The organism is Pseudomonas sp. UBA5706, from assembly GCF_002419965.1.
Taxonomy (GTDB): domain Bacteria; phylum Pseudomonadota; class Gammaproteobacteria; order Pseudomonadales; family Pseudomonadaceae; genus Aquipseudomonas.
Genome location: NZ_DIHC01000057.1, coordinates 76,977 through 100,577, shown reverse-complemented (window position 1 = coordinate 100,577; position 23,601 = coordinate 76,977). Strand labels below are relative to the sequence as shown.

The window sequence follows — 23,601 nt, the reverse complement described above, 5'->3', positions numbered from 1 at the left end:
GGCGATGAAAAGCAAACAGGCTTTCTCGACGCTTTCGTCGATGGCGTTAATTGAAGCTTTCGTACTGTTCGCCCCCGATGTTTTAGCAGCCTCAGCAAAGAAAAACACGGTGGTGTTCCACGGGCGGCTCGTCAACGCGGGGTGCGAGGCCAGGGTGCTGACTGCCCCTACGCATTCGTACGAACACAAATCCCTCAAATTGAATGCGTACCTGACACTCGAGTTGGTTAAGCACGACGACGCCTGTGAGGGCGCTGCGATACCGGTGTCGACGTTTTATATCGAGCGCACATCGACTGTATTCGGGCCGCGCAGCGGCATCGTAACCCTGACCTACCAGTGACAACGCGCGTGCCCCGTTTCGCGTGCGTAGAACCGCCCCTGCCGACTCCGGCCAAGGCGGTTTTTTTGTATTCCTCATCAGGCGATGGCTCACCACCTCGCAGATAGGTTGGGCCAACCTTCCTTTGGGTGGTTGTCCGCAAAGCCACGCCATTCGGCGGTTTAGGATTCAGTCTGTCAGCTCCTGCAGAAAGTTCTTGCAGGCGCCACTGTCATTTCTGCATGCGCGAGGTAGGTAGCCTGACATCTGATCCTGCGCCGCCCGCATATAGTCGTTGCCGCCCTATTGGGCACATACGAATTGACACAAGGAGCGTCGTTAAGATGAACAACATTTCTCTCTCTATAGCTATCGTGGCGGCACTGGGCCTGAGCCTGGCGGGCACTGCCAGCGCGGCGAACAATGGCCGACTGGTACTCAACGGCACGCTGACCGACATTACCTGCGACATAAATGCCGGTACCGGTGCAAGCGCCGGGACCAACCCAGGCGACATCAACGTCGATCTTGGCAATGTATCGTTCGCTGATATCGGCCGTTTTGCCGATAACCGGCTCGAAACCGCCGCGCCTATCCAGCTATTGGTCAACTGCACCGGGGGCGCTTCAGCCTACGACACTGTCGACATGCGCTTCGTCGCACGCCAAGGCAGCGGCCTGGATAACCGAGACCAACGACTGCTGCGCACCACCGGTGCTGCCGACGGTGTAGGCATCGGTATGCTCAACGCTTCGTACCAGTTGATGGATCTTTCCGGCAACGAAACCATCAGCGCCGACCTGATACAGGATGGGGCTGGCGGCGCTACCGCAGAACTCAACTTCGGCGCGGTCTACGTGCTCAATGGTGCGGCCACCAATCCGGGTAACGCAGATGGCTTCTTGCCGTTCGTGATGGACTATCAGTGATGCCACCGGCGGGGTGAGCACAGCTCGTCCCGCTACCCTCCGATTTCGAGACGCTTCCATCATGTGTTTTTCTCTCCTTGGGCGCTCGCTGCGCGGGTTGTGCGCGGTACTGGCGATGACCCTGGCTGCCCATGCCCACGCGGGCATCGTGCTCAATACTACGCGTGTCATTTATCAGGGCGCCGACAGGGAGGCCAGCCTGCAGGTGCACAACACCGGGACGGGCGAAATCCTCGCGCAGTCCTGGCTGGAGGACCAAAGCCAGATCCAGTCGGCGATCAGTCCGCTGTTCGCGATCACCCCTTCGCTGGCGCGGATGGCCGGAAACGCCAAGCAACTGATCCGCATTATCTATTCCGGTGAAGGACTGGCGAGCGACCGCGAGTCGGTGCTCTGGCTGAATGTGCAGGAAATCCCCCAGACCGCCCGCGACAACGAGCTGCAGATCGCCATCCGCCAGCGCATCAAGCTGTTCTACCGGCCACAGGGGCTCACGGACAATCCGCTCCAAGCAGCGCAAGCACTGCAGTGGCAGCTGCGAGACGGGCAATTGGAGGTCACCAACCCCGGGCCTTATCACGTCTCAACGATCAAGCTTGAGGTCACGCATGACGGGCAGGTACTGCTCAAGGAAGACAGTCGGATGCTGGCGCCCAAGACACGCCTGCGCTTGCCGCTGCAGCCGGTGAACTCGCGCGGGCCCCTGGACCTGGCGTTCATCAGCATCAACGACTTTGGTGCTCAGGAGCCTTACCGCGCCAAGGTCTCAGGCGAGCGAGTGACTCAAGCCAGCAAAGTCGAATCAGCTCCTGAGTAGCGCTGGGCGGGCATTTTCGTTGACCCATTTTTTGAGCCGGATGCGTGTTCGGCTACTGCGTCGCACGCCTGTGAGAAACGATTCTGCAGCGCATCGGCACTCAGCGCACGAGTGAGCTAGCTAATGGAACGGCGAGACAGGCACATAAAAAGATGTATTTCCAATACCGTCCTGCCGTGGAGACGCAGGTCCGCATCGCGACCGCACACCACTGCGGGGCGTCACCCGTTATCCATCTGTATCGCCGCCACCGCCGCATGGGTGGTCGGCTCCAGTGCAGTCGCGATGGCCGACGGCAGCAGCGGCAGTACTGGCCAGCGCTTGGCATCTGCGGAGGTAAAATTCAACACCGCGTTCATCCAGGGCACGGACCAGCCAGCGGATCTGGAAGCCTTTCTTCAAGGCAACAGCGTGGCGCCGGGCACCTACCGGGTCGATATCTACGTCAACCGCACCTTGAGTGGCCGGCGTGACCTTGACTTCGCGGCCAACCCTGCCAGCGGCGTGGTCGAAGCCTGCCTGACCCTGGACCTGCTCGCGCAGTTGGGCATGGACACCTCGGGTCTGGACGAAAGTGGCAGCACGCCCGGTCATTGTTTCGATTTGCCTGCCAGGGTCGAGTTTGCCCATGTCGAGTACCAGCCCACCAGCCTGCGGCTGAACGTCAGCATTCCCCAGGCGATGATGTCACGCAGGGTTCGTGGCTATGTGTCGCCGCAGCTGTGGGACGAGGGCCAGAGGGCTGCATTCGCCAATTACAGCTTCAGCGCTGCACGCCGCAGCCGGTCCGGCCAGACGCAGGACCAGTATTTTCTGGGCCTGCGCAACGGGCTGAATCTGGGCGCGTGGCGGTTGCGCAATGAATCTTCGCTGGTTTACGGCAGCACCCAGCCCTATCGTTTTCGCAGCAACCGAACCTTCGTGCAGCGCGACATCACCGCCTTCAAGAGCCAATTGACCCTGGGTGAAACCTTCACCGATTCGCAGGTGTTCGACAGCGTGCGTTTCATCGGCGCAATGCTCGCCTCGGATGACGGCATGCTGCCTGACAGCGAAAGGGTCTACGCGCCGATCATTCACGGGATTGCCGACACCAACGCTACGGTGGAGGTGCGCCAAAGCGGCTTCATGCTTTACAGCGGTAACGTCCCGCCGGGGCCGTTCGAGATCTCCGACCTCTATCCCAGCGGCTCTAATGGTGATTTGGAAATTACCGTGATCGAAGCTGACGGGCGCAGGCGGGTATTCGTGCAGGCTTATGCGTCGTTGCCCATCATGGTGCCCAAAGGTGCGTCGCGTTTTAGCCTCGCCGCAGGCCATTACGACAGTCACGATGAGCGCGCGCAGTCGCCATTCTTCACCAGCGCGACGCTGATTTACGGGCTGACGGAGCATGTGACTGCCTTCGGCGGCGCGCAGGTGGCCGAGGATTTTCAGGCAGCTAGCATCGGGGCAGGCATCAATACCGGGCTGGGCGCGGTTTCCCTGGACCTGACTCAATCCATCAGCCAGCCACAGCGCCAATCCTACACCGGGCAAAGCTTACGTATGCGCTATGCCAATACGCTGGAGCTGACCAACACCACGCTCGCGGTGGCCGGTTATCGCCACTCCACTGATAGATACCGCACCTTCGAAGAGCATGTCGACGAACTGCAGGCCCTGGGCGGTCCCGCCTTCGATCGCGCCATTGGCCGCGCAAAGGATCGGGTCGAGCTCAACCTGACCCAGGCCCTGGCCGAACAGTCGGCGTCGCTTAGCCTGACCGGTTCCGAGCAACGTTACTGGAACTCGACAGGCAAAACCCGGCAGTTGTACCTGTCCTGGAGCGCTGCCTGGCGCAGCCTCAGTTATGGCGTTTCGCTGGAGCGCAATCAGACCTTCCAGCGCGATGGCCAGAGCCGCTCGGATAACCGCATCGCACTGACCCTAAGCTTGCCGCTGGGCGACAGTCCGTCCTCGTCACGGGCGTTTTTCAACGCCGTGCATGACAGCTCCGGCGACGCCACGGTGCAGGGCGGTCTCAACGGGCAGGTCTTCGATGACCGTAACACGTTCTACTCCCTGCAGGCCGGACACGACAGCCGGTCAGGGGCCAGCGGCTCCGGCAAGCTCAATACCACCACGCCGTTCGGACGCTTCGACGCCGGTTACGGTCAGGGCCGCGACTATCACAGTTTCAGCCTCGGGGCGACAGGGTCGGTGGTCGCCCACGGCGGCGGGGTGAATTTCGGACAGCCGTTAGGCGAAACCTTCGCGCTGGTGCAGGTCGCGGATGTCACGGGGGCCCGCCTGAGCAATTTCAGCAATGTCGAAACCGCAAGCAACGGCTACGCCATTCTTCCTTACACCCAGCCTTACCGCGCCAATTGGGTTAGCCTGGATACTCGGCAATTGGGCGCCGATGTCGAACTGGAAAACGCCGTTACTCAGCTTATCCCGCGTCGTGGGGCCGTGCCTGTGGTCAGTTTCAAGGCCACGGTGGGGCGGCGCGTGCAGTTCGAGTTGCTTCACCATGACGGCGGGCATCTGCCGTTGGGCGCGATGGTCGAGGATGAGCAAGGCAAGCTGCTGGCTGCCGTGGACCCCTCTGGCCGCGCGTTGGTCTTGAGTGAGCAGGACAGTGGCGAGTTGGTCATAAAGTGGTCCGATCAACACTGCCGCGCGCAGTTCGATCTCCCTCCCCGAGACCCACAACGCACCTATGACCGGGTCAAGGTGGTCTGCCTGTGAAGGGGGCAATCGCAATCGTGATGTTCGTATTGGCAACATTGCTCTGCCATAACGCCCAGGCCGTGGTGACATTGGCGGGCACGCGTCTGGTATTCGATGGTCGGTTTGCTGAGGCGAAAATCGAGATCCGCAACCCTGGTCACACTCAAGTGCTGATTCAGGCCTGGCTCACGGACGCCGGTGCCAATGAGGCGGCGGCCGACCTGCCGTTTGTGCTCACTCCGCACCTGGCGCAGTTGCCGCCCCAGGGCAGGCAGACCTTGCGCGTGCTTTATCAAGGCGTAGGCATGCCCCAGGACCGCGAGTCGTTGCTGCATCTGTACGTGCTGGAAGTGCCGCGTCGCAGCGCGCCCAGCCAGCAGTTGAACATTGCCGTACGCCAGCGCATCAACGTGTTCTATCGACCGGCCGGGCTGGAAGGCGATGCTGCCGAGGCGGCGCAGCATCTTGCCTGGCAGTGGGACAGCGACGATCACCAGGTGCTGAGAGTGCGTAATCCGACGCCGTTCCATGTGGCGCTGCATAAGCTTGCGTTCAACCAGGTCGAAGTCGCAGAAGACTTGATGCTCGCGCCTTTTTCCGCGCGTTCACTGCCGTTGCAGCCAACGCCGACAATAGGCACAGGTGAAACAGGCCTGAGTTTTAGCGCGCTGACCGACTACGGCGGGCTGCGCGACTTTTGTGCACCGGCCCAATACCACACGCCGTTCACAGCGCGATTGCGGCCGTCCGCCGGCTCATCCATAGGGAAATGCTGACCATGGCCACCTTGTCTTTCTGGCGCGGGTATTCGACGTTCGCTCTATTGTTGCTGCTCCCGGTCACCGGCATGGCCATGACCTGCAAGACCCAGGGGGCGGGCGAGGCTGCGATTTACGCTGATCTGAGCAGCACCGTCGCCATACCCGCGACGTTGCCCGACGGCCGCGCGGCGTGGCGTTCGGAGCGGCATCACCTCGTCGTCGAATGTTCCCGCGAACGATTCGGGCCGGCAGAGGATGTGGTGCTGTACCTAAACCCTGATAAACAACGCATCGGCGAGGGGATCCGGGCCGGGATCACGCTCAATGGCGTCGATTATGTGCACGGCAGTGGCCCGGTTGCGACGCAGCACGTGCTCCCGGCTTGTATGGAGGGCGTGGGTAATGGCCCGGCGTGCCCGAAGGCCGTCTTCAACCTGTTGTTTTCAGTGTTCATCGAGAAGTTCGGGCCTACGCCGCCCTCGGGCGTGGCCAGTGACCTGCTCGATTATCGAGTGTTTCAAATCGACAGCGCCCAGGGCATGAATCCGTTGCCTGACAATAACCTCAACTACATCATCAACAGTCTTTCCGGACTGCGCTTCGTCGCTTGCAACGCCGAACTGCGGGTACTGCCGGAGACGGTCGAGTTCGGTATCGTGCCAATCCAGAATGTTCGCGCAGGCGAGGTGGCGACCGTTCGGCAATTTGCATTGGCGACCAGTCGCACCTGCGATTCTCCGTACAGTCTCAACGCGCGGTTTACGCCTGTGTCTGGCAAGCTGCTAGGCGATGTGCTGGTGCCGGTGGGCAACGACAGCATCGGCATTCGTATTACCCGCGCACCGGCGCATCGCCCCATTCGTTTCAACGAGCCTTTCCACCTCATCGACCTGCCAGATGAAACCTATTCAGGTACCACTGATTTCAACGCCGAGCTGGTGTGGCAGACCCGCACGCCAGTGGCTGGACCTTTCTCGGCGCAAGTGATGGTGGATCTGTTTTATAAGTAAACCATCGCTCGGTTGCCACAGGCGGTTGCGTGGGGATTGAGGTATGCTGCGCGGCTTGCGGGCTCGGCCTGTTTACCCATCGACCGTTTGCGATCACGGAGCTTCCATGACCACTCCCGAACACACGCCAGCTCCCGACATTGCCGTCGAAACCGAAGTTGCTACTTCTGAGGGCGGGGAGAAGAAACCGGTGATCGCATCGTTCAGTTTTCCGTTCAAACCGGGCGAGCTGTTGCAGGCCAAGAAAGAACCGGCGCACTACAAAGGGCCGGGCAAGTCGAACCACGACAAGCGTCCCGGCGCCGCGCCATCGGGCACTCGGCGCTCGATGGGCAAGCGCTGACCGACTGCGCGCGAAAGCCGGATAACTGTCGGTGCGGGGCAGAGTGCTCAAATCTGCTGCCCGGGCACTTACCCTGTGGTCGCTTCCACAGGCGCTCCCTGTTCAACCCTGCTTGCGAAAGCTGTCCCGATACTGTGTTGGCGTCACCCCAGGCGCTGACTGAAGACCAGCCGCGTCCGCGCGGCAATGATCGGGTAGCGCGTGGCGCCGATGGTGACTATCGGTGGCCTTCTTCCTCGGCTACGAAACGATTGGCTTCGGCGAACACGTCGAGAGGCCCGGCGGCGCCAAAGACTGGACATGGGGGAAAAGCACGACCGCGACGCTTGTCATGGATGCCTCTTACTCGCCGACAAGGGTCGCGTCGAAAAACTACTTATTAGGCAACGTCGTCACGTTATCCCACTCGGTGATCAGCGCTTTGTTGTTCTTGCGGTCGTATAGGCACAGTTCGGTACCGGGCCTGTTCTTCATGAACGCCTGCTTGTACTGGCCCTTGATCAACAGCGCGTCGTACCCCACGCTGTCATCGAACATCGCGATTGCCCCGGCGGGCTTGGCGTTCTTCAATGAACTGGCAGCAATGCATCCGTCCAGCAGCGCCTTGTTGGATGCTTTCCAGGCATCCGCACTCGAGGCATTGGCTTGACCGACGACTGCGGTCAGGCCCAGTAACAGCAGGATGATTCGTTTCACGCGCATCTCTATCGGTTCTTTATCAGTTCAATGACCGTCAGTTTGACTGGTTCAGCGCGGTTCCAGTTCGCAGCGTTCCACATACTGCATACCGGCGCGCTCATATACGCGGCGGGCAGTCAGATTGCTCTCCATGACCTTGAGATCGACCTGTCTTTCGTGACGTTCGGCAAAGGCCTCGAACACCCGACGCAGTACGGCAAGCGCCACGCCACGTCCCTGAGCACGAGGATGAACCACCAGGTTGCGGATGAATGAACTGGTCCAGCATTGCGCCACTGCTGCCACGCCAAACGGATCGTGCACGACGAAGCACAGCCGCGGATCGAATTCCGGATCGTTCTCAAAGCCGCTCAGCCACGTTTCGAACGCTGGCACGCGCCCGCCACCCAGTTCGGTCCCCAGCATCAGCAATTGGTGGACGGCGCTGGCGTTTTCGGCGCTGACGGGCACTGTGCGCAGTGACTGCGGCCAGGTCCCTGCGCGAAGGGGCTGAGTGAGGTCGCGACGCATCAGCCAGTAGTGAGCGCTGGATGCGTCGTCCGGGGCGGGTCTCAGATCCCTTGGGCTTCGACCGTACGTGCGGCTTCGATCAAGCATCGTGTCAGCTCGGGCGAGGAAAATTTGGTTAGCACCGCGTTGGCGCCCGCCGCCTTGGCTTTTTCGGCGTTCATCGCGCTGTCCAGCGAAGTGTGCAGCAATACGTAGAGCTCTTGAAAGTCCGGAGTCTCGCGCAGGGTGCGGGTGAGCGCATAGCCGTCCATCTCCGACATCTCGATATCGGAGACCACCACGTTGATCTGCTGCGCCGTACCTTGCAGGTCCAGCAGCTGGTCGATCGCCTCGCGGGCACTGCGCGCGGTATGGCAGTCAAGCCCCAGGTTGCGCAGGGTGATGACCGACTGTTGCAGCGCGACCTGGCTGTCATCGACGACCAGAATCCGCGCCTTGGTCAGGACCTCGGCATCTGCGGTGCTGAGTTCTGTGGATTCGGCGAGGATCTGCGCTGGAGCGATACCATGAATGACCTTCTCGATGTCCAGCACCTGCACCAGCGTGCCATCCACCTGGGTGACGCCTGTGATGAACGACTTGTTGCCCGAGCCGAAGGGCGGCGGACGGATGTCCGTGGTCAGGCAATGGACGATCTTGCTCACCGCCTGCACGTGCAACCCCTGCTTGGAGCGGCTGACATCGGTCACGATAAGGCAGCCGCCGTGGGGGTCGACCAGCGGACGTTCTCCAATCGCGCGGCTCAGGTCAATTACCGATAACGAGTTGCCGCGCAATGTCGCCACGCCTTTGACGTGCGGGTGCGATTCGGGCAGCCGGGTGAGGGGAGGGCAGGGAATGATCTCACTGACCTTGAGCAGGTTGATCGCCATCAACTTTCCGCTACGTAGCGTGAAGAGCAGCAGCGAGAGCGAATCTGCTCGAGCGTTTTTGGACATATTAACCTTCTTTCATGCAGTGTCTGAATGCGCCAGAGCGCGCAAACAGCCGTCGATAACGGTGTATCGACTCTCAGCAGGCTGGCTTTAACCTTTTTGGTGTGGACTGGAAAGCGCAGGCGCTGCGATCGCTGTCAAAAAGACTCCTTGGAGGTGTTTATGACTGCACATATCTGTAGTCAAAATGACTTTAATATCATATCGATTTGATTTTTAAGACTATTTGTTGTGGCACGCTTCCTGATACAGACAAGGCATTCATTTTTCAATCATGTTCAAGGAATCCCCATGTTGAATGCATCGGATCGTGCCATCGTCAAATCCACTGTGCCGCTGCTGGAAAGCGGCGGCGAGGCGCTGACTACTCATTTCTACAGCAAGCTGCTCAACACCTATCCCCAGGTCCAGCCGTTGTTCAACCAAGCCCATCAAGCGAGCGGTGATCAGCCTCGAGCGTTGGCCAATGGCGTACTGATGTATGCACGGCACATCGATCAGCTCGAACAGCTGGGCGATCTGGTTTCCAGGATCATCAACAAGCATGTCGCCTTGCAGATTCTGCCCGAGCATTACCCCCTCGTGGGTGAATGTCTGCTGCAAGCGATCCGGGAAGTGCTGGGTGCCGATATCGCCACCGATGAGGTCATCGGTGCCTGGGGCAACGCTTACCAGCAACTGGCCGACATCCTCATCGGCCATGAAACCGCCCTCTATGACGAAAAAGCCCGCGCCCCCGGTGGCTGGCGCGGTGCCCGTGCGTTCAAGGTGGTGGCCAGGATGCCGGAAAGTGCCGAGATCACCTCGTTCTACTTTGCTCCGGTCGATGGCCAGGCGATCCTTGACTTCACCGCGGGCCAGTACATTGGTTTGCAACTGTTCCTCGATGGCGAAGAGATTCGGCGCAACTATTCGTTGTCGGCACGAGCGAGGAATAACCAGTACCGCATCAGCGTCAAGCGCGTACCCGATGGTCGGGCGTCCAACTATCTGCACGATCAACTGCAAGTCGGAGGCAGCATCAATTTGTTTCCGCCTTCGGGCGAATTCACACTTGAGGCTAGCAACAAGCCTCTGGTGCTGATCAGCGGGGGCGTGGGTATTACACCTACGCTGACGATGCTGGAGGCAGCAGTGGAAACCCAGCGGCCGGTTCACTTCATCCACTGCGCACGTAATGGCGCGGTTCACGCCTTCCGCGACTGGGTCGAAGAGCTGGCGGGCAAGCATCCACAGCTCAAACTTTTTTACCTTTACAGCGAAGATGACGGCATTAGCCCCGCGGCTCATGCAGCAGGGTTGCTGGATCAGGCGCAGTTGGAGCAGTGGCTGCCAGCCAATCGTGACCTGGACGCTTACTTTCTGGGGCCGAAGGGCTTTATGGCCGCAGTCAAACGCCAACTGCGAGCGGCAGGCGTGCCGGACAAGCAAATGCATTATGAATTCTTCGGACCAGCGTCAGCACTGGAGTGAGTATTCAAGTGATGCAGGGGCTGCGACAAATGGACGCATCCTTCTATATATAAGAAGCGTGGCTCGACCAGCTACCGCGGCAAAGGGTCGCATGTTCCTATATAGGGAAGGGTCGTCTCTGGTGCCCGCCGGTGTTACGTGACACGGTTAATATCCGGCTAATGCGCCCGTGCTCACCATCTGCTCCGGCGGGCCGCTGCGACGATGGTAGAATTGTCGGCTTTGCGGGCACTGCGTGGCACGCAACGAGGTGGATCTGTCGATCTGCAAGGACACCACATTCAAAGGGTATGTGAATGACTGACGAGATTGTTTACCTGCGACGCGAAAAGCAGTTCCTGTCCCTGCTAGGGATCATCTGTCTCGCACTGATCGGCGGGGCGCTTTACATGCAGGTCGTGCTGGGCGAGGCACCTTGCCCCCTGTGCATACTGCAACGCTACGCACTATTGTTCATTGCCATTTTCGCGTTCATTGGCGCGGCCATGCCGGGTCGCTTGAGCCTGAGCATCTGTGAAGTACTGGTCACGCTCAGCGCTGTGGGAGGCGTGATTGCTGCCGGGCGCCATGTGTGGATTCAGAGCCATCCCACCGAAAGCTGCGGTATCGATGTGTTGCAGCCGATCGTCGATGGCCTGCCACTGGCCTCCCTGTTTCCCCTTGGCTTTCAGGTGGCTGGCTTCTGCGAGACGCCATATCCGCCAGTTTTCGGACTGTCGCTTGCTCAGTGGGCATTGATCGCTTTCGTTCTCACCGTGATTCTGGTACCAGTCGGTATCGTCCGCAACCGTCTGAAAGCACGTTGATTACAAAGTGTTGCGGAAAAAAAGGCCCCGAATTCCTTAGTAAATTTAGGGCCTTTGCGGTTTTTTCGGGTGCGGCATATGCGCGCATTCTTACCGATCCGGAAATTAACTGTTGCGCAGAAACTCATAGTCAATAAAACTTTACGTATCTACAATCGCCCCCACTTAACGCCCCCTTCTCTTGGAGGCGGCGTAAATCGAGGTCGGAAAGCGTTTTTTACGCCTTTGTAGACGCCGTCTGGATGGCCTCTTGAGTCAAATTCCGAATGTCTGCGCAAAGGGATTTGGACCGCATGGCGGTTGCCACCATTCGAATAAGAAACCACTGCAGCACCTGGATTTGTTACGAGGCCGCACGCTTCCTGACAGGCCCCTGTTCAATCCAAAGAATTTGCCAGCACCTGGCAGGGTGAAGTGTTGGCGATCGAAACCCAACTGCGATGCGAAAGCTGCTTTTAGAGGTCGTGAGATGAGTAAAAAAAGGTACCCCAGGTTTTTTGGCTTCTTGGCCCTTTTCAGCATGCTCCTGCTCAGCGGGTGCGATTACACCCTGCTGGATCCCAAGGGCCATATTGGCGTGCAAGAGCGTGACCTGATCGTCACGGCTACTTTGCTCATGCTGCTAGTGGTGGTGCCGGTCATTTGCATGACCATCATCTTCGCCTGGAAGTATCGCGCGTCGAACAAGAAGGCCACTTACACCCCCGATTGGGCGCATTCGACCCGAATCGAACTGATCGTGTGGGTGATCCCGATGATCATCATCGCCATTCTTGGTTACTTCACCTACAAGTCGACCCATGCGCTGGACCCTTACCGTCCGCTTGAGTCCGACGTCAAACCGGTGACCATCGAGGTAGTGGCGCTGGATTGGAAGTGGCTGTTCATCTACCCGGAACAGGGCATCGCCACCGTTAACAAGATCGTGTTCCCGGCCAACACGCCGGTCAATTTCCGCATTACTTCCGATGCGGTCATGAACTCGTTCTTCATCCCGGCACTGGGCGGCCAGATCTACGCCATGGCCGGCATGCAGACCAAGCTGCACTTGATCGCCAATGAAAATGGCGAATTCGACGGTATCTCCGCCAACTACAGCGGCGCGGGCTTCACCGGCATGAAATTCAAGGCAACCGCCACTTCACAGGCAGACTTCGATGCCTGGGTTGCCGAAGTCAAGAGTTCACCTAAACAGCTGGGAACGGCTGAATACGCTGCATTGGCCAAACCTAGCGAACGCAACCCCGTTGAACTCTACTCTGCAGTCGCTCCAAACCTGTTCCAGACTATCATCGATAAGTATGAAGGTATGAAGCCGGGCAAGATTGTTCACGAGAAGAAAGAAGTGGCCGGTACGGAAGGGATGGACATGGGTAAGCATTCAGCTGCGCAGGCAGAGGAGTAAACGATGTTTGGTAAATTAAGTCTGGACGCGATACCGTTTCACGAACCGATAGTCATGATCACGCTTGCCATGATCGCTATTGGCGGTGTGGCGGTGCTCGGTCTGATCACGTATTTCAAGAAATGGACCTACTTGTGGACCGAGTGGCTGACATCGGTTGACCATAAGAAAATCGGTGTGATGTACATCGCCATCGCCATGGTCATGTTGATTCGCGGTTTTGCTGACGCCGTGATGATGCGTTCCCAACTGGCCCTGGCCACTGAAGGGTCGCCTGGCTATCTGCCGCCTGAACACTATGACCAGATCTTCACCGCTCACGGTGTGATCATGATCATTTTCATGGCGATGCCATTCTTCACCGGTCTGATGAACATCGTTCTGCCTCTGCAGATCGGCGCTCGCGACGTTGCGTTCCCGTTCCTGAACTCCCTGTCCCTGTACCTGCTGATCTCCGGTGTGGTTCTGGTGAACGTGTCCCTGGGTGTCGGCGAATTCGCACGTACAGGTTGGGTTGCTTATCCACCGCTGTCTGAACTGGGCTACAGCCCGGGCGTGGGTGTGGATTACTACATCTGGGCACTTCAGCTATCAGGTTTGGGTACGACACTGACGGGCGTTAACTTCCTGGTTACCGTTCTGAAGATGCGTGCGCCTGGCATGAAAATGATGGACATGCCTATCTTCACCTGGACCTGCACCTGGGCCAACGTCCTGATCGTGGCTTCATTCCCGATCCTGACCGCGACCTTGGCGCTGCTGACTCTTGACCGTTACCTGGACTTCCATATCTTCACGAACGAATTGGGTGGTAACCCAATGATGTACGTGAACCTGTTCTGGGCATGGGGTCACCCTGAGGTTTACATCCTCATCCTGCCGGCGTTCGGTGTTTTCTCCGAGGTTATCTCGACGTTCACCGGCAAGCGCTTGTTCGGCCACCATTCGATGATCTACGCCTCGGGTGCGATCTCCGTACTGGGCTTCATGGTCTGGCTGCACCACTTCTTCACCATGGGCTCGGGTGCAAGTGTCAACGCCTTCTTCGGACTGGCGACGATGCTGATCTCCATCCCGACGGGTGTGAAACTGTTCAACTGGCTGTTCACGATCTACCAGGGACGTCTGCGCTTCACTGCACCCGTCATGTGGACCCTGGGCTTCATGGTCACCTTCTCCATTGGTGGTATGACCGGTGTACTGCTGGCAGTGCCGGGCGCTGACTTCGTACTGCACAACAGCCTGTTCGTGATCGCGCACTTCCACAACGTGATCATCGGTGGTGCTGTATTCGGTTACATCGCGGGCTTCGCGTTCTGGTTCCCGAAAGCGTTCGGCTTCAAGCTGAACGAAAAGTGGGGCAAGGCAGCGTTCTGGTTCTGGATCTCTGGCTTCTACGTGGCATTCATGCCGCTGTACGCGCTGGGCTTCATGGGCATGACCCGTCGCCTGAACACAACTGATAACCCGGACTGGACTCCTTACCTGCACGTTGCCTTCTGGGGCGCCATGCTGATCGCGGTGGGTGTTGCCTGCCAACTGATCCAGCTGTACGTAAGTATCCGTGACCGTGATCAGAACCGCGATCTCACCGGTGACCCCTGGAATGGCCACACCCTGGAGTGGTCGACTTCCTCGCCACCTCCGTTCTACAACTTCGCAGAAATGCCGAAGGCTGAAGAGATCGATGCGTTCTACGCAGCCAAACGTGATGGCGAAGCGTACAAGGTTCCGGCCAGGTACTCCGACATCCACATGCCGAACAACACGGCAACCGGTCTGGTGATGGGTGCGCTGCTTACCGTTTTCGGTTTTGCAATGATCTGGCACATCTGGTGGCTGTCGATCGCGAGCCTCGCCGGCACGATCATCTATTTCGTCATTCACGCTGCACGTGACGATCAGGGCTTCATGGTTCCTGCTTCCGAAGTGGCACGTATCGAAGGCGAACACCACAGGATCCTGGACTCGGTCCGCAATGCTCAGGCAAACACTCCTGTCAACAAGCTGGAGCAGGCATAAACAATGTCGAACTTAGTATTTGATGGTGCGAAGGGTCACGACCACGCGCATGACCATGATCATGATCACGGTCATCACGACGCCGGCGAGATGAAAATCTTCGGCTTCTGGTTGTACCTGATGACCGACTGCATTTTGTTCGCGTCGATCTTCGCCGCCTATGCAGTGCTGGTTAACAACGTCGCAGGTGGTCCTTCGGGCCACGACATTTTCGAACTGCCTTACGTGCTTGGCGAAACCGCCTGCCTGTTGCTCAGTTCGATCACCTACGGTTTCGCCATGTTGGCGATGCACAAAGGCAACAAGTCGGGCGTGCTGGGTTGGTTGTTCGTGACCTTCCTGTTCGGTCTGGGCTTCATCGGCATGGAGATCAATGAGTTCCACATGCTGATCTCCGAAGGCTACGGTCCTAACCGCAGCGGCTTCCTCTCGGCGTTCTTCACGCTGGTAGGCACCCACGGTGTGCACGTAACCAGCGGTCTGATCTGGATGGCGATCCTGATGTACCAGGTCAACAAGCACGGCCTGACCGGGACCAACCAGACCCGCCTGAGCATGCTCAGCCTGTTCTGGCACTTCCTGGACGTGGTCTGGATCTGCGTGTTCACCGTTGTCTATCTGATGGGGACCATCTAAATGGCGAATTCACATCAATCTCATGACGACTCCAGCCATGGCAGCTACAAGTCGTACATGGTCGGTTTCGTACTGTCGATCATCCTGACCGCGGTTCCTTTCGGTCTGGTGATGTTCCCGACAATCTCGAAAATCGCCACCCTGTGGGTCGTGCTGATCTTCGCAGTCGTTCAGGTTCTGGTTCACCTGGTGTATTTCCTGCACCTGGATCGTTCGACTGGACAGCGCAACAACGTGGTCGCTTTCGCGTTCGCAACGCTGGTTATCCTTCTGCTGGTGGGCCTGACTGTCTGGATCATGTTCAGCATTCACACCGCCATGATGGCGAAGTGAGGAAAACCTGATGTCACTGAAGCACTTTATCCAAATCACCAAACCGGGGATCATTTTCGGTAACGTGCTTTCGGTGGCTGGTGGCTTTTTTCTGGCGTCCAAGGGGCATGTCGATTTCGGCCTGTTCCTCGTAGCGATGATTGGTACGTCGCTGGTCGTAGCGTCCGGTTGTGTCTTCAACAACTGCATCGACCGCGATATCGATCTGAAGATGGAACGCACTAAGAACCGTGTGCTGGTTCAGGGGCTGGTTTCCCTGAAACTGGCGCTGGCTTATGCCACGGTGCTGGGTGTGATCGGTGTTGGCCTGTTGTACTTCAAGGCCAACGCCCTGGCGGCACTGTTTGCAGTGATCGGTTTTGTGATTTACGTCGGCTTCTACAGCCTGTACCTGAAACGCAAATCCGTTCACGGAACATTGGTCGGCAGTCTCTCCGGAGCGATGCCTCCCGTCATTGGCTATGTCGCAGTGAGTAACAGCTTCGACCTTGCTGCGCTGACTTTGCTGGTCATGTTCAGCCTGTGGCAGATGCCTCACTCCTACGCCATCGCGATTTTCCGCTTCAACGACTACCTGGCTGCCTCGATTCCGGTTCTTCCGGTCAAGCGCGGCATTCGGGTGGCCAAGCGGCATATCCTGATCTACATCCTGGCGTTTCTGTTGGCGACGTTGATGCTGACGTTCGGCGGTTACGCCGGGCTCAACTATCTGGCCGTCGCTGCTGCGATGGGCATGTACTGGTTATACATGGCGTGGACAGGCTACAAGGCCAAAGACGACATCGTTTGGGCACGCAAGCTGTTCGTGTTCTCCATCTTCACTATCACAGCTTTGAGCGTGGCAATGTCGCTGGATTTTCAGGTAACTAAGGAACTGCTGGTAACGTACGCAGCGCCTTGATCGCCTGAACCCAACAAAAAAGACCCCGTTGTTCGTATGAGCAGCGGGGTTTTTTATTGGCTGCCATCCATGGATTGCATTGAATACACCCTCGACCCGCTAGGGCCTGACTGTTTTTTCCAATCCCAACCGCCAATCATTCATGACAAAAGCCATCGCTTTGCCGCATCATGTGTCTGTTTTGTACAGGGATCGTAGCGAAATGCATCTGATCCGGTCGTAGAGACACAACAAACAGAATTATGACTGACCAAATCACCCCAGAACTGCGGCCCCAGCATGACTCGATGCCCCTCGTATCGATCATCGCGCCCTGCTACAACGCAGAAAGGTATCTGGACGCCGCCATTGCCAGCATCTTCGCCCAGGACTATCAGAACTTCGAAGTCATCATCGTCGACGATGGTTCCAGTGATAACAGCGTGGCGATGCTTGAGGCGCTGCAAGGCAAATACGATTTCCAGCTGTACTCCCAGGCCAACGGCGGCGTCAGTGCCGCCTTGAACCACGGGCTCAAGTACGCTCGGGGTGACTACGTTTGCACGCCTGATCTGGACGACATCATGCTGCCCTCATCCGTGCGTCTGCGCGCCGAGTACCTGAACCAGCACCCAGAAGTCGGCTGTGTCGGCGCGCTGATTATCTACATGGACTCGGACGGCAACGACACCAAGATCCAGAAGCTCTCAGGGATCAAGAAGCTTACCTTCGATGAAATCCTCGGCGACGCGGTCGTGGTCGGTGCCCCGGTGTCGCTATACCGCATGGATGCGCTTAAAAGCGTTGATTTTTACGACCCCGACATCAGGGTCCAGGATTTCCAAATGACCCTCAAAATCGCCTGCAAAGGCTATGAGGTTCATGTGCTGCCGGTGAGCGTCACCCGCTACCGCCGCCACCCCAACAACCTGTCGCGGCGCTACAAGGTGCTGTTAGACGCCGACATGCGCACCATCGCCCCCTATCGAACGCACCCGGCGTATAACCGCGGATTGACTGCGATCATCAACAAAGCCTTGAAGTACGCAGTGGTCAGCGATAAAAAGTACGCTTGGACATTGCTGCGCTCGATCCCCTTCCGACAGTTCAACAAAACCACCTTCCGCCGCTTCAAGCGTCTGTTGCTGCACCGCCAAGGCAGCTGAACCGATCACCGGCGCGCCTGCTTTCGCTTACGGACAACTGCATGAAACTCCTCGAACTGCTCAAGACCCGCAAAACCAGAAAGCGCCTGCGCAGCCTGGATAAGCTCGAACGTGCGCCGGAGAAAATCCGCCTGCGCTATCCGCACTACGTCGTGGGCACGGGCACCTATGGCATTCCGGAAGTGTTCGAGTTCGGTGACGACACCGTGCTGCGCATCGGTTCTTATACCTCGATTGCCGCCGGGGTGAAGGTCCTGCTCGGCGGCGAGCACCGTACTGATTGGCTCACCACCTATCCCTTCCCGGCGATGATGAAGGGGCTGGAAGACATCAAGGATTACGCGCCGAGCAAAGGCGATGTACTCATCGGCAGCGATTGCTGGATCTGCGCCGGTGCCACCATCCTGTCCGGCGTGACCATCGGGCATGGTGCCATCGTGGCCGCTGGAGCGGTAGTCGCCCGAGACGTGCCGCCGTTCGCGGTGGTCGGCGGCAATCCCTGCAAATTCATCCGCTGGCGCTTCGACGAAGAGGTTCGCGAGCAACTGCTGCGTGCGGCGTGGTGGGACTGGCCGATGGAAGAGGTCAAATCTGTCGCCAGAATGCTCTCAGGTTCGGACCTGAGCACCTTTCTGGACTACATCACGTCGCGCAACGCGGCGTGATGCTGAGCCTCCGGTTGACCCTTTCTGAAGGATGACAGGCGGCTCACTGCGACTGGTGCTCGTCTGGGGTTTTTGCCGGGCCGAGCACAATCGCCAGATGTCGCAAATCCTCGATCTCCACGCTGACGCTCTTGCCCGAAGGGCTGGCTTTGAGCGTCCCCAACGCAAACACGGTAAAGAAGCGCACCTCATTGGCGTGACTCAAAAGCTCACTGATATAGCGGCTTGAACGATAGGCCTGCATCTGGGCAGGTGAGACGTACAGCGTCACCTGCTTGCCTTGCAGCCGATCGAAGAATTTGAACTTGAACCCGGTGCCATAGCGCTCCACCAGCCCGCCGCCGTAGAGCACCCTGCGCGGGTCCGCCAATTGGGCGAACTTGATATGGCGAAAATACGCACGCAGCGAAACCTCACCCTGACCCGGAACGCGCAGAGTCAGCAGGGCGAACTCTTCCTTGGTGAGCTGCGCCTGAGCCTGACGGAAGCTGTCCACCAGCCGCTCCAGATTATTGGTGCGGGTTTGCGCAGGCTGTTTGTTTTTCGGCGTGTCAGACGCAGCCCTTACATCGGTCGTTTGTTCATCTGGAGTCTTGTCGGGCGCAGGAGCCGCAGCGGGTTCTGATTTCACGCGCTCCCTGAGTGCGGGGTCAAACACATCGATGTAATCATCCAGTTTGCGTTTGACCTTGCGCAGCGCGCTCTGCGATTCGGTTTCCTGAAGCGCGGGAGTTTCTTCGTCAGGCGCGCCCTCGTCGACCCATTCACAATCGACGTGGTGCTCGTAATTGGGGTTGGCCCTGAAGTGCGCCGCGACGAAGGTTGGATGCTCCTGGGGCTTCACGTCATAACGCACGCCCGTGATCTTCACGCCCTGCGCGCGACAGGCCTCTGTCGAGCACAGAAAGTTGAAGCGCGCCCGAGGCGGTTCCTGGGAGAAATACTCACGCCGCGCAGCAACGATCGAGAGTTCTTGCTGCAATTCGACACAAAACGCGCGGGTGATGCTCTTGCTGGTCTTCATGAATGCGGCAGGGTCCTTCGCCGAGGTGACGTGCGAGCATGATGCTCAATCGCCAGCGCACTGCACAAGCGCTTAAATCGTGCCGTGCAGCGGGCTGCTATCAATGACGCCACCCCCCGGCAAGCCGGACCGACGGAGGGATTCGTTTACTGCGGCGGCACCGCCAGCCACTGCGCCACCACCTTGTGATACGCCCCCGTGGCCTTCGACAGGTGCAGCCACTGATCCACATACGACTTCCAGCTCACATCGTCACGGGGCAACAGGTACGCCTTCTCGCCATATTGCATATAGCGCGAAGGGTTCACCGTGCACAGCCCCGGCATGCGCTTCTGTTGGTACAAGGCTTCAGAAGCGTCGGTGATCATCACGTCGGCCTTGTTGTCCAGCACCTGCTGAAAGATCGTCTTGTTGTCATGGAATTCAAGCTTGGCATTGGGCAGATAAGCCCGGGCAAATGCCTCGTTGATTCCACCTTGCGGCTCGATCACGCGCACGTTGGGTTGGTTGATTTGCGCAACGCTCTGGTACTTCGATTGATCCTCGCAGCGCACCAGCGGCACCTTGCCGTCGACATCGAGGGTATCGCTGAAAAACGCATTCTTCTGGCGGTCCAGCGTCACCGAAATCCCGCCCACTGCGATGTCGCATTTACCCGCGGTGAAGTCTGTCATCAGGGTTTTCCAGGTCGTCGGCTCCCACTTCACCTTCACCCCCAGACCCTGTGCGAGCGACTGCGCCAGCTCAATGTCGATGCCCTCGTACTGGCCGTCGGGCTTGAGAAAGGTATAAGGCTTGTAATCGCCCGTCGTGCAGACGGCCAATTCGCCCCGCTGCTGAACCGCATCCAGATGCGAAATCGGCTCGGCGGCCTGCGCCTGAGCTACGCCCAACACGCCCAGCAGGAGGCTGGCGGTAATGCATGTGTTCATGCTGTCGATCCTGTGAATCAATGAGCCGGGTTGTCGTTATAGAGGCGAGCGGGGCACTGGGGAAGGGTTGGCAAGACAGATCTTCGGCAGGTTTTGAGTTGCAGAGCAAGGCCGGCGTCGCGAAAGCGATAACCCCGGCCGGTGTACGAGTTACTTCGTCGACGGCCGTGCGGCGCGAACCTTCGCCCGGCGATGGCGGTACAACGCCACCCCTGCCGCAACGACCACAACACCGATAAAGATCGGCAGACGATAAGGTTTTAGATTTCCCAACAGATTCTCCAACGCCTCGCCCGCCCAATAACCGCCCATCACGAATAGCGTGGCCCACACCGCCGCGCCGAGCAGATTGACCAGCGAGAAGCGAATCGGCGACAGGCGACTGGCACCAATCACCAGTGGCCCGACCAAACGCATGCCGTAAAGAAAGCGCACGGAGAAAATCGACGCCGTCGGGTAGCGTTCGATCAGCCCGGAGACCCGGTCAATCGCCGCTTTCTGACGATGCAGGCGCGGCAATATCCGCGGCCCGAAATAGCGGCCGATCCAGAACAGAATCTGGTCACCCACCATCCCGCCCAAGGTGGCGACGGCAATCACATCGATCAGCCGCAGGGACGTTTGGTGAGCCGCAAGGCCGCCGAGAATCAGAATGGTCTCGCCTTCGAGCAGGCAACCCACGAACACGGCCCAATAGCCGTAGTTGACGAGCAGATAATTGATGTCGAGATGTTCAAACATAAGAACCGGCGGCCCCGAAAAGGTGAATCAGCCGCCGGGTTATCCAGCGGAAGGCATGCCGTTCGACCGAATCGGGGCGCGAACAGTTCTATCGCGTTGCCTGCTCGTGTTTTTATCGGGGGATCGCTGCGTTCGCGATGCCGAGCCGCAGGCGCATGCAGGGACGGGCGTGCACCTGACTGCAGATGCAGACCAGGCCGCTCTGTCAACATCATAGCCACGGTACCCAATAGCCTCTTTTCATTCGAAAGGCGGAGCGCTCTACCGTGTAGGAATCTTCTGAATTTCGATAGTTGGGTTGTTCAGCAACACAGCCCGCGCTAGTTTTCGACCCCCACATCACAACTTACATTTGCATCTATCTACGCGCGGCTTTGGTTAACACGCATCTCTCTAATGCCTGGGTATACAGAGCGTGAAGAACTGCTTCACATAAGGAATACGCTTTGCCTGATCAGGACGAATTCCGCGTCATGCTTGACCTTGCCCAATTGGCCTCGATTCTGGAACACGAATCGCTATCACCCTATGAAATATCGACAAACCGGATTATTGCAGCTTGCGCCTAAGCGGAGGTCGCCGGAAGTTTCCGTTAAAATGAGCAGGGTTGAAGTGATCGTTTAGTTTAATGAATTTAACAAAAAGCCTATTTATATATTCACCGCCTATCCTATTCCGTGAGAGTTATATGCGTAGTTACGTACAGTTAATAGATTTTATGGGCGATTTGTCGGAAGTGATGCAAGACCACCTCCCTGAAGAGCTAAGAGCGGCTCCGCTCACCCTGGATGAAATAGTGGACCGGTGGGTCGCGAGAAAGTCGTATCTCGCCATCCGTTCCCTGGAGAAAGATATATTGTCATACGCGAAGAAATTCGCTGCGGGTGACTATTCGGTTGACGAACTGTTGGAGCTTGAGGACCTGCTATTCATCCCCGAACGATTTGGCTGCGACGGACCTGAGTTGCTACTTTTAGCGCTGTTGATCATCAAAAAAAGAATGGCTGTTCAAAGACGATCTGTTCTGGACGATATTAGGCGGTGGTTGAGGCGCTGATGGGATACGCCAGCATAGCGAGTTGCAGAAGGCGGGGTCATCCGAAGTGGTGAGAAAAAGGAAGCGTTTTATAGACAGATCAATAAGTCGCATCTTCTGCCTTACATCCGCAGACAGATTCAATTCACAACGGAATCGGCCACGTCCGCCATTTCGATTCAGAACGGAATCGATTACGTCCGCTATTTCGACTCAGAACGGAATCGATTATGTCCGCTATTTCGATTCAGAACGGAATCGATTATGTCCGCTATTTCGATTCAGAACGGAATCGATTATGTCCGCTATTTCGATTCAGAACGGAATCGGTTACGTCCGCTATTTCGATTCAGAATGGAAGCGATTACGTCCGCTATTTCGATTCTGGCCGCAGGCCGTAGGAGCAAGCTTGCTCGCGATCTGCCGGGAACCGGCAGCAAATCCATTCAACTCGATTCCCGCTGACACACCGCGATGACCAAGGTAACGGGAGGGCCTGCTAGTCACCAAAGCGGCTGGCGTGTAGGACCTTTCTGAATTGCTGCCTGCGGGTTGTCCACACAAAACACCCACGCTAGTCTCCCTGCCGTCGTTCATTGTGGCGACCGGATTTGACGATCTGTTCTCAAGGTGCATCAGCATTGCTCTACATGACTTAAGCTATTGCTTGAGGTTCGTGCTATGGCGGCTGTGCGTCGGAGACCTCCGGGTCTGCCGGATTCTTGGGCCGATTCGTCAACCTTCGCACAGCCGCCACCCTAATGTTTGACGACATAGGGTGGCCGTAACCAAGGAGTCTTACCCATGCAGGCACCGCAATCTCAATACACTCAGTCCGTCTCACCTATCTGCCAACCGGAGATTAGGCAATGACCGGCTGCTACAAATCCCAAATCTTCATCCGCCACCACCGCCAACTTCGCGCGCTTCTGCTGGAAAATCAGGCCTGGTTCTGCCTTCAGGACACGGCCCGTCTCATGGGCAAAGCGCTCGACGAACGCGCCACCTGGAAGCTGGACCCCGATCAACGCCGAACCGCCTGGCTCAACGCCAACGGGGAGTGCACCCAGCAACTCCTCATCAGCGAATCCGGCCTGTTTGCCATGCTCGTCCACCACTACGTTCCCGAGAATCGAGCGCTAAGGCATTGGCTGACTCACGAGGTGTTGCCGACCCTGCGTGACAAGACCGAGCAGGCTTTGCCGAGCATGAGTTCGATGAGGTGGTCCGGTAGTTCGGTCGGATTACTGGAATGGCAGAGTGATTACTGGGTGCGGTTTAGGGATCTGCCGGAGCTGATCGCAAAGCCAGTTGATACGAGGGGCGAGCGAAAACCCAGTCGATTTTCAGGGCTCTGGCGCGCCGCGTGGTTGAGGGGATGAGCGGGTGCACGTTCCTTGCTCTCTGGTAACCTCGCCGATATTGAGTGCAATCCACAAAT

The 23,601-nt window shown here is 57.9% G+C and carries 25 protein-coding genes; 19 read left to right on the top strand and 6 right to left on the bottom strand.

Annotation, left to right across the window (positions count from 1 at the left end):
* The first annotated feature begins 4 nt into the window (after window positions 1–4).
* The 7 genes from B3I26_RS26340 (at window position 5) to B3I26_RS26310 (ending at window position 6,897) form a co-directional block, all read left to right on the top strand.
* A complete protein-coding gene (locus B3I26_RS26340; RefSeq protein ID WP_296262232.1) occupies window positions 5–343 on the top strand; it encodes a hypothetical protein in 339 nt (112 codons plus the stop codon).
* A gap of 323 nt (window positions 344–666) precedes the next feature.
* Window positions 667–1,251, top strand: coding sequence for a fimbrial protein (locus B3I26_RS26335; RefSeq protein WP_296262231.1), 585 nt, complete (start codon window positions 667–669; stop codon window positions 1,249–1,251).
* Between the two features lie 61 nt (window positions 1,252–1,312).
* Window positions 1,313–2,068 carry a fimbrial biogenesis chaperone gene (locus B3I26_RS26330; protein ID WP_296262230.1) on the top strand — a complete coding sequence of 252 codons (756 nt, stop codon included), beginning with the start codon at window positions 1,313–1,315 and terminating at the stop codon, window positions 2,066–2,068.
* A gap of 285 nt (window positions 2,069–2,353) precedes the next feature.
* Complete coding sequence (locus B3I26_RS26325) at window positions 2,354–4,801, top strand: fimbria/pilus outer membrane usher protein (protein WP_296262229.1); 2,448 nt, start codon at window positions 2,354–2,356, stop codon at window positions 4,799–4,801.
* A gap of 20 nt (window positions 4,802–4,821) precedes the next feature.
* Complete coding sequence (locus B3I26_RS26320) at window positions 4,822–5,559, top strand: fimbrial biogenesis chaperone (RefSeq protein WP_409522040.1); 738 nt, start codon at window positions 4,822–4,824, stop codon at window positions 5,557–5,559.
* A gap of 2 nt (window positions 5,560–5,561) precedes the next feature.
* Window positions 5,562–6,554, top strand: a complete 993-nt coding sequence (locus B3I26_RS26315; RefSeq protein WP_296262227.1) for a fimbrial protein — start codon at window positions 5,562–5,564, stop codon at window positions 6,552–6,554.
* 106 nt (window positions 6,555–6,660) lie between these two features.
* The gene (locus tag B3I26_RS26310) at window positions 6,661–6,897 is read left to right on the top strand and encodes a hypothetical protein (RefSeq protein ID WP_296262226.1); all 237 of its coding nucleotides are present in this window, start codon (window positions 6,661–6,663) and stop codon (window positions 6,895–6,897) included.
* Between the two features lie 372 nt (window positions 6,898–7,269).
* Here the strand turns inward: B3I26_RS26310 and B3I26_RS26305 are convergent, their stop codons facing one another.
* The 3 genes from B3I26_RS26305 to B3I26_RS26295 are packed head-to-tail and all read right to left on the bottom strand — an operon-like array spanning window position 7,270 to window position 9,044.
* Window positions 7,270–7,593: a hypothetical protein gene (locus B3I26_RS26305; protein ID WP_296262225.1), complete on the bottom strand. Its 324-nt coding sequence runs from the start codon at window positions 7,591–7,593 to the stop codon at window positions 7,270–7,272.
* Between the two features lie 51 nt (window positions 7,594–7,644).
* The gene (locus B3I26_RS26300) at window positions 7,645–8,106 is read right to left on the bottom strand and encodes a GNAT family N-acetyltransferase (RefSeq protein WP_296262223.1); all 462 of its coding nucleotides are present in this window, start codon (window positions 8,104–8,106) and stop codon (window positions 7,645–7,647) included.
* 41 nt (window positions 8,107–8,147) lie between these two features.
* Window positions 8,148–9,044 (bottom strand): chemotaxis protein CheV, encoded by an 897-nt coding sequence (locus B3I26_RS26295; protein WP_296262222.1) that lies wholly within the window; start codon window positions 9,042–9,044, stop codon window positions 8,148–8,150.
* 288 nt (window positions 9,045–9,332) lie between these two features.
* Here B3I26_RS26295 and hmpA point away from each other — a divergent pair, with 288 nt between their 5' ends.
* The 9 genes from hmpA to B3I26_RS26250 all read left to right on the top strand — a co-directional run bounded on the left by hmpA (window position 9,333) and on the right by B3I26_RS26250 (window position 18,427).
* Window positions 9,333–10,514: an NO-inducible flavohemoprotein gene (hmpA, locus tag B3I26_RS26290; protein WP_296262221.1), complete on the top strand. Its 1,182-nt coding sequence runs from the start codon at window positions 9,333–9,335 to the stop codon at window positions 10,512–10,514.
* Window positions 10,515–10,810: 296 nt separating this feature from the next.
* Window positions 10,811–11,320, top strand: coding sequence for a disulfide bond formation protein B (locus B3I26_RS26285; RefSeq protein ID WP_296262220.1), 510 nt, complete (start codon window positions 10,811–10,813; stop codon window positions 11,318–11,320).
* Between the two features lie 469 nt (window positions 11,321–11,789).
* Window positions 11,790–12,725, top strand: coding sequence for a ubiquinol oxidase subunit II (cyoA, locus tag B3I26_RS26280; RefSeq protein WP_296262219.1), 936 nt, complete (start codon window positions 11,790–11,792; stop codon window positions 12,723–12,725).
* A 3-nt stretch (window positions 12,726–12,728) separates the two neighbouring features.
* Window positions 12,729–14,747, top strand: a complete 2,019-nt coding sequence (gene cyoB, locus B3I26_RS26275) for a cytochrome o ubiquinol oxidase subunit I (protein WP_296262217.1) — start codon at window positions 12,729–12,731, stop codon at window positions 14,745–14,747.
* Between the two features lie 3 nt (window positions 14,748–14,750).
* Complete coding sequence (locus B3I26_RS26270) at window positions 14,751–15,383, top strand: cytochrome o ubiquinol oxidase subunit III (RefSeq protein WP_296262214.1); 633 nt, start codon at window positions 14,751–14,753, stop codon at window positions 15,381–15,383.
* Window positions 15,384–15,716, top strand: coding sequence for a cytochrome o ubiquinol oxidase subunit IV (gene cyoD / locus B3I26_RS26265; RefSeq protein ID WP_296262212.1), 333 nt, complete (start codon window positions 15,384–15,386; stop codon window positions 15,714–15,716).
* Between the two features lie 10 nt (window positions 15,717–15,726).
* The gene (gene cyoE, locus B3I26_RS26260; RefSeq protein ID WP_296262211.1) at window positions 15,727–16,617 is read left to right on the top strand and encodes a heme o synthase; all 891 of its coding nucleotides are present in this window, start codon (window positions 15,727–15,729) and stop codon (window positions 16,615–16,617) included.
* Between the two features lie 287 nt (window positions 16,618–16,904).
* A complete protein-coding gene (locus B3I26_RS26255; RefSeq protein ID WP_296262209.1) occupies window positions 16,905–17,762 on the top strand; it encodes a glycosyltransferase family 2 protein in 858 nt (285 codons plus the stop codon).
* Window positions 17,763–17,803: 41 nt separating this feature from the next.
* Window positions 17,804–18,427: a CatB-related O-acetyltransferase gene (locus B3I26_RS26250; RefSeq protein ID WP_296262208.1), complete on the top strand. Its 624-nt coding sequence runs from the start codon at window positions 17,804–17,806 to the stop codon at window positions 18,425–18,427.
* 43 nt (window positions 18,428–18,470) lie between these two features.
* On the opposite strand, the gene B3I26_RS26245 is transcribed toward B3I26_RS26250, so the two are convergent.
* The 3 genes from B3I26_RS26245 to B3I26_RS26235 form a co-directional block, all read right to left on the bottom strand.
* Window positions 18,471–19,451 (bottom strand): ATPase, encoded by a 981-nt coding sequence (locus B3I26_RS26245; protein WP_296262207.1) that lies wholly within the window; start codon window positions 19,449–19,451, stop codon window positions 18,471–18,473.
* A 146-nt stretch (window positions 19,452–19,597) separates the two neighbouring features.
* Window positions 19,598–20,383, bottom strand: coding sequence for a transporter substrate-binding domain-containing protein (locus tag B3I26_RS26240; RefSeq protein ID WP_296262206.1), 786 nt, complete (start codon window positions 20,381–20,383; stop codon window positions 19,598–19,600).
* A gap of 150 nt (window positions 20,384–20,533) precedes the next feature.
* Complete coding sequence (locus B3I26_RS26235) at window positions 20,534–21,124, bottom strand: DedA family protein (RefSeq protein WP_296262205.1); 591 nt, start codon at window positions 21,122–21,124, stop codon at window positions 20,534–20,536.
* A 688-nt stretch (window positions 21,125–21,812) separates the two neighbouring features.
* On the opposite strand from B3I26_RS26235, the gene B3I26_RS26230 reads away from it, so the two are divergent.
* From B3I26_RS26230 to B3I26_RS26220, 3 genes are all read left to right on the top strand, one after another.
* Window positions 21,813–22,181, top strand: coding sequence for a hypothetical protein (locus tag B3I26_RS26230; protein WP_296262204.1), 369 nt, complete (start codon window positions 21,813–21,815; stop codon window positions 22,179–22,181).
* Window positions 22,182–22,424: 243 nt separating this feature from the next.
* The gene (locus tag B3I26_RS26225; protein WP_296262203.1) at window positions 22,425–22,625 is read left to right on the top strand and encodes a hypothetical protein; all 201 of its coding nucleotides are present in this window, start codon (window positions 22,425–22,427) and stop codon (window positions 22,623–22,625) included.
* Window positions 22,626–23,029: 404 nt separating this feature from the next.
* Window positions 23,030–23,542: a BRO-N domain-containing protein gene (locus B3I26_RS26220; protein WP_296262202.1), complete on the top strand. Its 513-nt coding sequence runs from the start codon at window positions 23,030–23,032 to the stop codon at window positions 23,540–23,542.
* Window positions 23,543–23,601 lie beyond the last annotated feature (59 nt).